The organism is Erythrobacter aurantius (assembly GCF_023823125.1).
Taxonomy (GTDB): Bacteria; Pseudomonadota; Alphaproteobacteria; order Sphingomonadales; family Sphingomonadaceae; genus Erythrobacter; species Erythrobacter aurantius.
Map to the genome: position 1 here is coordinate 2,774,698 of NZ_CP090949.1, position 12,299 is coordinate 2,786,996.

General features: G+C 63.2%; 12 protein-coding genes. 6 read left to right on the forward strand and 6 right to left on the reverse strand.

Annotation, left to right across the window (positions count from 1 at the left end):
• Positions 1-16: 16 nt before the first annotated feature.
• Both L1K66_RS13345 and L1K66_RS13350 read left to right on the forward strand, forming a co-directional pair.
• Complete coding sequence (locus L1K66_RS13345; protein WP_252258297.1) at positions 17-982, forward strand: MBL fold metallo-hydrolase; 966 nt, start codon at positions 17-19, stop codon at positions 980-982.
• Positions 969-3,053: a CHASE2 domain-containing protein gene (locus tag L1K66_RS13350; protein ID WP_252258298.1), complete on the forward strand. Its 2,085-nt coding sequence runs from the start codon at positions 969-971 to the stop codon at positions 3,051-3,053. Before L1K66_RS13345 ends, L1K66_RS13350 begins: the two co-directional genes overlap by 14 nt.
• A 7-nt stretch (positions 3,054-3,060) precedes the next feature.
• Here L1K66_RS13350 and L1K66_RS13355 read toward each other — a convergent pair whose 3' ends face one another.
• On the reverse strand, positions 3,061-3,651 hold the full coding sequence (locus L1K66_RS13355) for an OmpA family protein (RefSeq protein WP_252258299.1): 591 nt from the start codon (positions 3,649-3,651) through the stop codon (positions 3,061-3,063).
• A complete protein-coding gene (locus L1K66_RS13360; RefSeq protein ID WP_034954979.1) occupies positions 3,648-4,082 on the reverse strand; it encodes a FecR family protein in 435 nt (144 codons plus the stop codon). Before L1K66_RS13360 ends, L1K66_RS13355 begins: the two co-directional genes overlap by 4 nt.
• Before the next feature lie 37 nt (positions 4,083-4,119).
• On the opposite strand from L1K66_RS13360, the gene L1K66_RS13365 reads away from it, so the two are divergent.
• Positions 4,120-4,533 carry an ATP-binding protein gene (locus L1K66_RS13365; RefSeq protein ID WP_084155756.1) on the forward strand — a complete coding sequence of 138 codons (414 nt, stop codon included), beginning with the start codon at positions 4,120-4,122 and terminating at the stop codon, positions 4,531-4,533.
• A gap of 5 nt (positions 4,534-4,538) precedes the next feature.
• On the opposite strand, the gene L1K66_RS13370 is transcribed toward L1K66_RS13365, so the two are convergent.
• A complete protein-coding gene (locus tag L1K66_RS13370; RefSeq protein WP_252258300.1) occupies positions 4,539-5,180 on the reverse strand; it encodes a bifunctional 4-hydroxy-2-oxoglutarate aldolase/2-dehydro-3-deoxy-phosphogluconate aldolase in 642 nt (213 codons plus the stop codon).
• A gap of 14 nt (positions 5,181-5,194) precedes the next feature.
• A complete protein-coding gene (locus L1K66_RS13375) occupies positions 5,195-8,512 on the reverse strand; it encodes a S41 family peptidase (protein WP_252258301.1) in 3,318 nt (1,105 codons plus the stop codon).
• A 495-nt stretch (positions 8,513-9,007) separates the two neighbouring features.
• On the opposite strand from L1K66_RS13375, the gene L1K66_RS13380 reads away from it, so the two are divergent.
• Together L1K66_RS13380 and L1K66_RS13385 are read left to right on the forward strand one after the other, a co-directional pair.
• Positions 9,008-9,481, forward strand: a complete 474-nt coding sequence (locus tag L1K66_RS13380; RefSeq protein ID WP_252258302.1) for a hypothetical protein — start codon at positions 9,008-9,010, stop codon at positions 9,479-9,481.
• A 187-nt stretch (positions 9,482-9,668) separates the two neighbouring features.
• Positions 9,669-9,869 carry a hypothetical protein gene (locus L1K66_RS13385; protein ID WP_252258303.1) on the forward strand — a complete coding sequence of 67 codons (201 nt, stop codon included), beginning with the start codon at positions 9,669-9,671 and terminating at the stop codon, positions 9,867-9,869.
• A 52-nt stretch (positions 9,870-9,921) separates the two neighbouring features.
• On the opposite strand, the gene L1K66_RS13390 is transcribed toward L1K66_RS13385, so the two are convergent.
• Together L1K66_RS13390 and L1K66_RS13395 are read right to left on the reverse strand one after the other, a co-directional pair.
• On the reverse strand, positions 9,922-10,920 hold the full coding sequence (locus L1K66_RS13390) for an alpha/beta hydrolase (protein ID WP_252258304.1): 999 nt from the start codon (positions 10,918-10,920) through the stop codon (positions 9,922-9,924).
• A 230-nt stretch (positions 10,921-11,150) separates the two neighbouring features.
• Positions 11,151-11,549, reverse strand: a complete 399-nt coding sequence (locus L1K66_RS13395) for a hypothetical protein (RefSeq protein ID WP_252258305.1) — start codon at positions 11,547-11,549, stop codon at positions 11,151-11,153.
• A 224-nt stretch (positions 11,550-11,773) separates the two neighbouring features.
• Here L1K66_RS13395 and L1K66_RS13400 point away from each other — a divergent pair, with 224 nt between their 5' ends.
• On the forward strand, positions 11,774-12,292 hold the full coding sequence (locus L1K66_RS13400) for a TetR/AcrR family transcriptional regulator (protein WP_252258306.1): 519 nt from the start codon (positions 11,774-11,776) through the stop codon (positions 12,290-12,292).
• Positions 12,293-12,299: the final 7 nt, after the last annotated feature.

Sequence of the window (12,299 nt, forward strand, 5' to 3'; positions counted from 1 at the left end):
CGGCAAAGGGGGGAGTATGCAGATCCGGTTTTGGGGGACGCGCGGATCGCTGCCGGTTGCACCGCACGCCTCGACAATCACCGACAAGGTCGCAGACGCGCTCCTCCATGCCAGCGGCAAGACCCTCACCGACAAGGCCGCCGCGCTCGATTACGCCCGTAACGAACTCGAATTCGCCGTCGGTCAGGGTTATGGCGGCGCGACGAGTTGCGTCGAAGTGGACGTGGGTGCGGGTGCTTTCGTGGTCTGCGACATGGGATCGGGACTGCGCGAATACGGGCTGGACACGTTGCGCCGCCTGTCGGACGGAAACCGGCCCAAGGAATGGCATTTCTTCCTGTCCCACCTGCACTGGGACCACATCATGGGCTTCCCGTTCTTCGTCCCTGCCTTCGTCGAAGGGGCGAAAGTCATCATCCACGCCGGCCACAGCGACGCCGAAGAGGCGCTGCGCCGCCAACAGGAAGAAATTTCCTTCCCGGTTCCCTTCGACTGGCTGCGGGCGAATATCGAATTCCATACGCTGGAAACCGGCCGCGAATACCAGATCGGGGAACTGGCCGTTTCCATGATCAAGCAGAACCACAGCCACGACAGCTATGGCTATCGTTTCCGCGACAAATCGGGCCGCGTGGCGATCTATTCGACCGATGCCGAATACAAGATCGACCGGATGGAGGAGGAATCGGCGATGGTCGATTTCATCGCCGGGGCCGATCTGGTGATCGCCGACACCATGTATTCGCTCGCCGACAGCGTTTCCATGAAGGAAGACTGGGGCCATTCGTCCAACATCGTCGCGGTGGACCTGTGCCACGAAGCGGGCGCACGGCGGCTGGCGCTGTTCCACCACGAACCGACCTACAGCGACGCCGACATCCAGCGGATGCATGCAGAGACGATCCGGTATGAGGAACTGACACGCAACCAGTCCGAACTGGAAGTGCTGTGTTCCTATGACGGGCTCTGTGTCCAGCTCTGACACCAATCGCCAGACCCGTGCCCGCGCGCTTGTCGTATGGGCGGTGCTTGCCGGGGCGCTGCTGGGCGCGCTGATCAGCTTTTTCGCGGGCGATTTCGAACGGCGACTGGCGTTCGACACCATGCAGCAACTCGCTCCGCGCGACATCAGCCAAGACAATGTCGCGGTGGTGCTGATCGACGATGAAAGCGTGGCCGAAGGCGGATCATGGCCCTGGCCACGTTACCAGATGGCGCAGCTGATCGAACTGATCGGCCGCAGCGATCCTGCTGCAATCGGGATCGACGTGTATTTCATCGAACCCGATCCCGTCCGGCCCGAAGCCTTTGCCAAGGTCTATCTCGAAGAGGAACTGGACCCGGCGACGCGCGCCGCCGTTCTGGCACTGCCCAACATGGACAATGTGTTCGCCGATGTCCTCGGCACACAGCCGAGCGTGATGGCCCGTGTCGCGATCGAGGACGCAGGTGTCGATGCCGACGAAATCTTCTTCAACACCCCGGTCGAAGGCACTCCCCCGCCGGGTACGCTCGCCACGCAAAGGATATTCACCAGCATTCCAGAGCTTGATCTGGCCGCGCTGGGGCAAGGCGTTGTCAACGGCCAGCCCGATGCTGACGGTGTGGTGCGCCGGGTTCCCTTGTCGATGCAGGTCGGTTCGGGACAGGCGCCGGGCTTTGCGCTGGAGATCGCCCGCGTCGCGCTGGGCGAGGAAAGCCTGCGCTGGCAGGACGGCAGGCTGATGCTGGGCGATCGCGCCCTGCCCGCAGACTCCGCAGGGAATTTCGCGTTCAAGATGGGCTACAATTCCAGCGTCCCGCAATATTCGGCGCTGCAATTGTTCCGGGGCGAATTGCCCGCCGATGTCTTCGCCGGAAAGGCCGTGCTGGTGGGCGTCGGAGCGACGGGGACCTACGATATCGTCGCCACGCCGCTGCAAAGCGAAGTCGATGGCGTGCTGGTGCAGGCGATGGCCGTCGATGCCATGATCGAAGGCCAATGGTTGACCCGGCCTTCATCAATGGTGCTGCTGGAAGTGCTCGCCGCGCTGGCTCTGGCGGGACTGGTGCTGGCAGCCGGATGGACGGCGCGCAACTGGCTGCTGGGGGTGGCGCTGGGATCGGCAGCCCTTATCCCGGTTGGCGCCTTTGCCGCCTATACCGGCGCCAATCTGCTGTTCGATCCGGTGCGCCCGCTGATGGTGGCGGCGGCGGCGGCAATCGCGCTGGTGGCGACGCGCTATGCCCTTGCCCGCGCCGAACGGGCACGGCTCGCATCCGAACTGGTAGAAGAACGGGTGCGTGCCTCCGAACAGCGCGGCGAACTGGAGGCTGCACGGCGCATCCAGATGAGCATGGTGCCGGGCGAAAAGGTGCTGTCGCGGCTGGATCACCGGGCGGATATCGCCGGCGTGCTGGAACCGGCGAAATCGGTCGGCGGGGACTTCTTCGACGCGGTCAAGGTCAGCGATGATCTGCTGCTGTTCCTTGTCGGCGACGTGACCGGCAAGGGCGTGCCCGCCGCGCTGTTCATGGCGCTTTCGAAAACACTTTCCAAAAGCAATCTCGCCCGCGCAGGCGACGGGCTCGAAGCGGCCGTATCCGCGCTCAATTTCGATCTGATGGACGAAGCGGACGAGGAAATGGGCCTGACGATGCTGGTCGGCACGCTCGATTGTTCGACCGGCGATCTGCAACTGATCAATGCCGGACACGAAAACCCGATGGTGGTGCGCGCAACCGGCGAGGTCGAAACACTGGCCATGCGTGGCGGTCCGCCGTTCTGCGTGATCGACTTTCCCTACAGCGCCGAAAGTTTCCGCCTCGACGCGGGGGAAACCCTGGTGGTCATTTCCGACGGCGCGACCGAAGCGGCGAACGAGCGGGACGAATTGTTCGGGGTCGAAGTGGTGGTCGCCGCACTTGCAGCCAGCGCCGACGGGACCGCGCCCGGCCGCGCGGCGCATCTGGCCGCATCGGTGCGGGCGTTCGAAGGTGAAAGCGACCCGAGCGACGACCTGACGATCTTCACCCTGCGCTTTCTGGGCCCGCAGGAGCGATCAGATCACTGATCGGCGATCAGCGAATGATCACTTCGACCCGGCGCAGGTCAGGATTCGGCACCTCGTCCCCGTCAAGCCTGCGCGCGTCGAATTCGCTCATGCCGATCACGTCTTCATCGGCGATGGTATAACCTTCGGCGCGAATGATGCGGGCAACCTGTTCGGCCCGGTCTTGCGACAATTGCGTGTTCACCGCCTCGTCGCCCACGGAATCGGTGAAGCCGCGCACAAGGATCTGATATCCGGGGCGGCTGTCGAGATCGGAAAGATGCGCCTTGATGTCGGTAATCTGCTGCGCGGTCAGAGTGATCTCGCCAAAGAGCAGGTTGCGCAGGATCAGCGGCGAAGGCGGCGGCGGAAGATCGGCGATCAGCCGGGCATAGGCCGGATCGATCTCGTCAAGCTGGCGCACGCGGGGGTTGCCGCGCGTCAGCCTCGCCTGAAGGTTCGCCCGGTCCAGCACAGTTTCCTGTCCGCCTTCCTGCAGCACGGCAACCGCGCCGACAGGCTTGCCTTCGGGGCTTTCCAGCAGGGTAACCTTGTCCCCGGCGACACAGGCAGAAAGGGCGAGCGAGACGGCGGCAACAACGACGCCCCGCCGCATCATTCGGTCACCTCGACTACGAAAGTCGTGCCGCGCACGCCCAGTGTCGAAGTCGGCGTGCGCACCCGCATCGCGTCACGCCCGGTGCGGGTGATGTTGCCCGATGTCACGCCCAGCGAACCGCGATTGACCGAAGTCACCGAACGGCCCGTCTGGCGGCGGCGATCATATTCGAATTCGTCCAGAGTGATGCGGCTGTTCGGCCCCATGGCCATGCGCGAATCGTCGGCAAGGGTGATGCCCACCCGCCCGCTGGCGCCGGTGGAAATAACATCGCCCTGTTCCAGCTTAAGGCCGGGGCGCGCAGGGATTGCGCGGCCATCACGGATAACCTCGACCCCGCTGGTTACGTTCTTTATGCGACCGATTTCAGCCATGGCCGGTTGCGCAACCACACAGGCCATCGCAGCGACAAGCAAGCTCAACTTTCTCATGTATCCCCCCGTTCGTAAGGTGTGTTAGCATAGAATCATGGATCACAGGAGACGATTTTCAGCATTTGTTGCCAGTGGCAGGGATCCGCGCTCCGCGATTCTTGAAGCACTTGAATTTGCTCGTGATTTTCTCCCGAACAGCAGTCTCGACGAACGCGGGAGGACCAAAGCTGCAATCGTTGTCGAAGAACTCGTCGCCAATTCGCTGCGCCATGGCGGCACCGATCGCGATCTTTCACTGTGGCTTTCGCTCGACGATGTCGGCGGCGCGGTGGTGCTCGAACTGGAGGATGACGGGGCCGCGTTCGACCCGGCCAAGCAGGGGGGATTCGACGGGCCGGACCCGCACACCGGCGGCGGCGTGGGCCTGGCCATCGTCCGCGCCTGGGGAGAGGATATCACCTACACCCGCGCAGGGGATCGCAACCTGTTGCGGCTGCGGATCCGATAACGAATTTATCCGCGCGCCTTCCGGGCGATGTCCACCGCTTCACGCGCCAGCGCCGTAACCTGCGCATAATCGCCCGCGTCAATCGCGTTAGCCGGGGTCAGCCAGCTGCCACCGCAAGCAATGACGCTGGGGACAGACAGGAATTCGGGAAGGTTGGCCGCCGAAACGCCGCCTGTAGGCATGAAGCGCATCTCGCCGAAGACCGAGCTGAACGCCTTTAGCATCGGTACTCCGCCGGCAAGGCTCGCCGGGAAGAATTTCACCTTGCGCAGGCCCAGCGCATAGGCACGCTGCACCTCGCCGGCTGTCATCGTGCCGGGGAAGAACGGGATGCCTTCGTCTATGCAATAGCGCGCGATTTCATCGACAAGGCCGGGCGAAACGATGAACTGCGCCCCGCTCGCCACCACCGATTTCGCCTGATCGAGGGTGAGCACAGTGCCCGCGCCGACGATCAGCCCCTCGGTCTGGTCAAGGATCGCCTCCATCCCCGCCTGCGCGCCGGGGCTGCGCATCACCACCTCGATCACGCTGAGGCCGCCGTCTGCCAGCGCCTGAGTGGTCTTCACCGCGCGGGCCGGATCGTTTTCCCCGATCAGCGGCACCACCGGAGCGGCGGCAAGACGTTGTTCAAGAGCATCCATCATCAATTCGATCCCGTCTATCGATCCAGCGGCGTGACATCGCGTGCCGGAGTGCCAAGCGGGCTGAGCGGACGCGGCACCAGGGCAGGCACCGGCTCATTCGCAATCCGGTCACGCAGCAGCGCGATAGCCGCCTCTAGCTGCGCATCGCCGCCGTTGAAAGTGGCGTGCGGCGGATTTTCGACCTCGTAATCGGGCGCGATCCCGTATCCTTCGACGATCCAGTTGCCGTTGATGTCGTATTGCGCGAATTCGGCGATCCGCACCGCGCCATTGTCGGTCAGCCGGTTGCGGTCGCTCAGCCAGATGCCTGCCCCTGCCGTGCGCGTCCCGATCAGCGGCCCCAGCCCCAGCGATTTCACCGCCGCGGCAAAGGTTTCGCCATCCGAATAGGTGCGTTCGTCGATCAGCACCGCAATATGGCCGCGATAGGCGTTCTGCATGTTGGTGGTCATCTGGCCGGTGCCGTCCGGGGCGCCCCAGAACGCCCATGCGCGCCGCATCAGCATCGAGACGATGATGGAATCGATATTGCCGCCGCTGTTGTTGCGCACGTCGATGATCAGCCCGTCCTTGTCGAGCTGTGCGAAGTAATCGCGGGCGAAGCTGGCGATGTCGCCGCTGCCCATCGCGCGCAGCTTCACATAGCCGATATTGCCGCCCGAAAGCCGCTCCACCGCCTGTTTGCGATCTTCGGTGAAGTCGTAATATTCGGCCATGGCGCGCCCGCCCGCATTCATCGGGGTGACGATGGTGCTGACAGCCGCGCTGCCACGGGTCAGATCGAGCCGCACTTGCTGCCCCGCCTTGGACGCGAGCGCGAGCCGCAGGTCGGCGAGCGAGGCGATAGCGCGCCCGTCCACCTTGCGGATGACATCGCCTTCGCGCGCATCGACATCGGGACGGCGCAGCGGCGGGAGCAGGCCGACCAGATCGGCTTCGGCGCGATAGATCCGGTCAATCCGCAAGCCGCCAGCCACCGGCGTGTATTCCGCGCCGAGGAACGCCATCTCGCTGTTCTCGCCATCCTCCGGCAGATCGCCCGATCGCACCTGGCTGTGCAGGATGCCCAGTTGCGAGGCCATCTGGCCAAGGATGGTGTTGAGTTCGGCGCGGTGGCCGATGCGGTCCAGCAAGGGCTCGTGCTGCGCGCGCACTGCGTCCCAATCGACCCCGCGCAGGGCCGGGTCATAGGCAAAGTCGCGGTGCATCCGCCATGCGTCGAGGAACATCTGCCGCCATTCCGCAACCGGATCGATCGTCAGCTTCCAGTCGCCCAGCCGCACGGTCTTGTCGTCGAGTTCGTCCGGCATTTTCGCGCCCGCAGGCACCAGCACGAAGCGCGGCCCCGCCCCGCCCTCCAGCGCGACGGCGATGGTCTTGCCATCGGCGGACAATTGCAGGCCCAGCGCCTTTGCGGCGAAGGTTTCGACCTTGGCATCATTCGCGTTGATCGCGATCGAAACCCATTTGTCGTCCATGTAGGTGTAGAGGAATTTCTCCGTCGCCAGCAGCGTCCGGCTTGCCCCCGGCTTCACCGGCAGCTTGTAAAGTCGCGCAGCAAGCCCGCTCAGCACGACATTGGCGGCGGGCTTGTCCGCGTCGTCCTTGTCGTCATCCTCCGGCTTTTCGGACCCGGAGCCGCTCTTTTCCTCCTCGCCCTTGCCCGTCAGCTCGTTTTCCTGCCGGAACGGGAAATCCGCCGCCGGATCAAGCTGCAGCGCGTGCAGTTCCCCGCGATTGGGGAAGGACACGCCCATGTTGCGATCCCCCCAGGGGCTGCCGGGTTCGGGATCGAAATTGCGATCGGAAATGAAATAGAGCCACGCGCCATCGGCGGAGAACGCCGGGGCGTAATCGTTGAACTTGCCCGAAGTCCCCTTCACCCGTTCCCCGGTCGCAAGGTTCTGGACATAGATGTTGCTGACATTGCCGAAATTCTCCGATCCGGCCTCGGCATAGGCGATGAAGCGCCCGTCGGCGGAGAACACGACATCGGAAAAGACATTGTCCGATCCCGTCTCGTTCTGCGCCAGCAGCGTCACCCGCCCCGTCGCCACATCGACTTTCTGCAGGCGCGCATCCTTGTCCCACACCACCAGCGTCTTGCCATCGGGCGCCAGCGCGAAAGACCAGATGTGCGCGTCATAATTGCCTGCGATCACCCGCGGTTCGCCCGAACCGTCACCCGCCATGCGCACGATGTCGCGGCTTTCCCCGCGATCGAGCACGAGGAACACGTCCTCACCCTTCGGCCCGGCCACCGCCTCCCGCGCACGCGCTCCGTCGGGAATGGCCAGTTCCGCCCGCCGCCGGGCGAGCGGCGCGGCCAGCGCCACCTCACCACGCGCCGTCACCGTCAGGCTGTCACCCGTAGGCGTGATCCGCGCCGCCTCGATCTGGGTCAGCGGCTTGTCGAGCGTGCGCGGGCGGGTCTGCTCGCGATCGGTCACGATGTCGATTTCCAGCCGCGACAGTGCGTTGGTCGCGGTCGAAAAGACGTGCAGGTCCGCCCCGTTCTGCAAGAATATCTCGCCCCCGTCGATGGAAGCCTGCAGCACGGGGAACGGCAATTCGGCGGAATGCTGTGTCACCCCGCTGCCATCCTCTGCCACCGACCAGACGGCATCCGCCCCGCTCTTGTCCGAGATGAAGTAGACGCGCCCGCCATGCGCCATCGGCATCCGGATCGGCGCGCCGAAATCGGCGAGCAATTGCACCGCTTCGCCACCGGCACTTTCATTCCAGCGCCACAACTGCGCCATGCCGCCGCCGCGATATTGCACCGCATTGTCGCGGGCGCGGGCGTAGAGGCCCCGGCGCGAGAAGAACAAAGTGGCCGCATCGCTGCCGAAACTCGCATCATTGGCGCGCCACAGCGGGATTGCGCGAATGTCTCCGCCTGCGGGAGAGACGGTGTGCAGCACTTCCCCCTGCCCGTTGCCGCGCAGGCGCGAGGCGAAGATCACCCGTCCATCCGGGGTCCAGCCCACTGTCGTCAGCCCGCCCCCTTCGAAAGTGAGGCGGCGCGGCGTTCCGCCTGCCACCGGCATCACATAGATATCATCGCCGCTGTCATAGCTCGCGTTGAAGGCGATCATGCTGCCGTCAGGGGAGATATGCGCGTGGCTTTCCTCCCCTTCGTGATTGGTCAGCCGGATCGCGCTGCCCCCGCCGCGTGCCGTGCGCCACAGATCGCCTTCGCTCGCAAACACCAGCACATCGCCGCGTGCGGCAGGATGCTGATAGAACCCTTCTTCGGCAGCGACGGAAGTGGCGGTTCCGCAAAGCAAGGCGACGGCAAGCGCGGCAACGCGCGGATTGAATGACGGCATGATGCAAGGCCCCTGAAGCGTTCGAGTATGACGGTTGAACCGGAAGGCGCACACCTTTGCCGCCAATCGGCAAAGGATCAAGCCGCAGGGCCAATACCGATCAACCAGAGCGCGCCATTTCTCGATGAACTGCAAGGGAGATGGTGCAGCAGACGCGCAGCGGTTTGAGCGGAATGTCCCCCCGGAAGCGACTGGTCGGCTTTCGTCCCGATTCAAGCCGTTACAAAACTAGCCAAGCACTCGGTGTGATATTCTCTGGTTCAGGCATGTTCAGCCGGCAAAAGGCTTTTATGTTCAAACGCCTCAGGCGCGCGTGTGATGTCTCCTGCAATGATGGCAATAAGTGGGCACACCTTGAAGCTATTGACACGCCAATCGATTGCATGCTCGCAGATTGGGATTAATTATGAATTCAGGAACAACGAGTTAGCCAATCAGATCGGCGCATGACAATGGAGAAAGTCTATGAGTGTAGCTCTCGCAATTTTCGCATCATTGGCGCTGTCATCAAATCCGTTTGAGCAGGTTCGCGATCTTGACGAAGGTTCTATGCGTTTCGCCAACACTCTGGTGACAGCCTATACCTGCGATCTTCTGGGTTATGGCGTCGACTATATCGCATTGGCCGACTTGGGCTACGAAACGCAGGAAGCGATGATGAAGCAAGGCGCTACCTATGACGAAGCTATGAACCGCATCCGGGCCGACGTGCGCCGGACACGCGATAGGTTCAACTCGCGTTATTACACCGCCATTTACCGCGCGCGCTTTAACGTCCGGGCTGCAGATGATGTCACCAGCCCCGGGCAATTACAGCGTTTCCAGAGAACTTTCACTCGCCGCTGCAACGCCCTCGCTGAACAGGAAGAGACTGCTGCCTTTTTCACGAAGCCGGAGAGCATGCTTTCGAGCGCGGACCTCAGCCGCAAAGTGCGCAACTTGGTGGTTCTGGCGCGCCACGGAGAATAAATCACTGATAGCAAACGCATAAGTTAAACGGATGCGCCCGGACAACGATCACAAGAGCATCCCTTTTGGGCATGATACAGCCTGATGTTGTCTGTAAAACTTTCGTTTCTGGCGTCGCCGCCGTCGATCTCGCCCACTTGGGTTTCAAGATCCACGACATGATGCAAGGCCCCTGAAGCGTTTGAATATGACGGTTGAACCGGAAAACGCACACCTTTGCCGCCAATCGGCAAGGGATCAAGCCGCAGCGCCCAAACCGATCAACCAGAGCGCGCGATTTCTCGATGAACTGCAGGGGGAAAGCGCTTTGGGTGACGACAAGGTCAGCCGTTTTGCCGTCAAAACCGGAGATTCCGCTTTCGGCCCCAAGTCAGTCGCGATGCATTAAGTAGTCACGCAAATTTTTCAGATGGTGGCACCAACTTGCGTCGTGCATTGATCTAGGAACGCAGCGTTTGCTGCCGATCCCTTGTAATGTCATCCGGCTGTGCGGGTAGGAGTTCGTCCGTTTTGCTGCTTCGTTGGTGCCGGATGGACCCAAGGAAGCGGCTGATGCTGGCACGCAATTCGTCGAAGGCCGGGCGCTCAAGCGGCAGGTGCGACCCGTTGCCGAGCTCGACGAGTTCCTTCGGTCCTTCCACCCGATCGAAGGCCGGGCGGCTCAACTCGGTCGGGGTCCAGGCATCCGCGCCGGGATGCACGAGGAGGAGCGGACAGCGTGGTGCGAGCCGCGCCGCCTTGCGGGCATGCATGCTGCGGAAGAACCGTAGCCGCACCCAAAGCTTCCCAAGAAGCGGGTCGCGCGCGAAGAAGTGCTTCATCCCCGCGTCGCTTGACATCACTCCCATCGGCGCCAGGAGCCAGACCGGCATCGCCAGCCGGTCGACGATCCACGGCATCAGCCGGAACCCCAGAAGCGACATCCAGCCGAGCCAGCGCCAGCGCGCGGCGCGCACCAGCAGGGCAGGGTCGCCCATGTCGAGCAGCGTTGTCGCGATCACGCCATCGACCCTGTAAGCCTCCTCGGCCGCAAAGGCGGCCGTCATGCCCCCGACTGACAGGCCCATGAGCACGACCGGCCCCTCGGTCTCGTCCGCCAGCTCTGCGACGACCGCTGGCCACTCGCCGTAGTCGCCCCGGTATCCCGGTGCAGGCCGGGTCAGGCCATAGCCCGGCAGGTCAGGCGCCAGTGCGCGCCAACCGAGACTGGCCGCGAGATCGGCGAAGGGCGCGAGCACCCGGCCATTGCCGCCGCCGCCGTGCACGAGGATCAGCGTGCCCTTTGCAGGTTCCCCCGGTTCCCAGACGTCTAGATGGACGTCGTGGCCGCGGATTTTCCGCCAGATCTCGGCAGGCCTGCGTTCGATCCGGATGCCAAAGCGGGTGGCCAAGATGTCCCGATACTCCGTCCAGGACCCCGATGTCTCGTAAGATTTCATTCTGGTTTTCCCTCTATGTCCCGCAGGCCATGTTCAGTATTGACTTGGATTGAAAGGTGCCGGTCTTCACTTGGTCACATCGCACCAAGTGCCTGTTCACAAGCCGAAAAGGGCCCGATCGGAAGCGGCAGTTGCCACCTTCGTCGACGCAGCCGCTCGATTTCTGACCAGAAAGGATGGGGTTCAACCCCAACGCTGAGGCGGCACTGGCGGGGCACCCGCGCTGCGCTCTAGGCTCGATCGCCAGGATAGCGAAATCCGCGCCGAACCAAGCGCCGCCAGCGTGCCTGGCGGTGCCGATAGAACCAGTGCGCGAAAAGCCACACGCCAAGGGTGAGAACGCCTGCTTTCACCTCCACCTCGTCACGGTAAGCAGTGCGACCGTCGGTTCGCGCCTCGATCACGATGAAATGGTCCCAGACTTTCGCGATGTCGCCTGTCGCGTTGTCGCGAAGGCGGAACACGCCTCGGGCCTGGTCCTCGGGTTGCGGCGTCGAGGTCGCGATCTGCTGACGGCCGATGGGGATCAAGCCCAGAAATCGCATACGAACGAGATAACGTCCGTCGCCCCAGTGGGCGGGCATGGTGACGGGATCGATGGGATCAAAGGCGATGAGCGGTGCCGCCACACAATTTAGCAAGCGAGTAGTTCTTAACTCCGCCCAGATCCGCTCGACTGGTGCATCTAGAATCGTGTTTATGACGGCTTTCACGGGTATCTCTCAGGATTGGAGTCTCAACTTCTTGGCAGCGCTTGGGTGTCGTAGGACTTCTGTTCCGTCTTCCCTTTGTCTCCCACAAGGGATATCGAGTATTTGCTCGGATTTTACTGCTCGGATTGGAGGAGCCGATCATGCCTGCCGCCAGATCGCGCCAACCCGTTGTTCGCAAACCAAAACAGGGCCGCTCGAAGGCGACCGTCGCCGCCATCATCGAAGCAGCCGCTCGGATTCTGGCCGAACAGGGATGGGCGGGGTTCAACACCAACGCGGTGGCTGCGCGGGCGGGCGTGTCGATCGGTTCGCTTTACGAGTATTTCTCCGACAAGCAGGCGTTGGCGGATGAGATAGCCTCGGATCATCTCGCGCGGGGTGAGGCGCTTCTCGCGTCGGCCGCCGCCGGGATCAATGGTGCGAACGATCCCGCGGCGCTGGTGGATGCGCTGGTGCGGGGGCTTGTCGATCTGCATCGGGACGACCCGCAGCTTCACCGCGTGCTGTCCTCCGAGGTGCCGCTCTCAGCCGCGATCCGCCGACGGGTCGAAACCCTTCGGCAGGGAGCGATCGCGTTCGTGGGGCAGGCACTGACCCCACATGTCGATAATCCGGGCGTGGCCGCCCAGCTTCTCGTGGTGCTGTCAGTCCGACGCTAACTCGTCT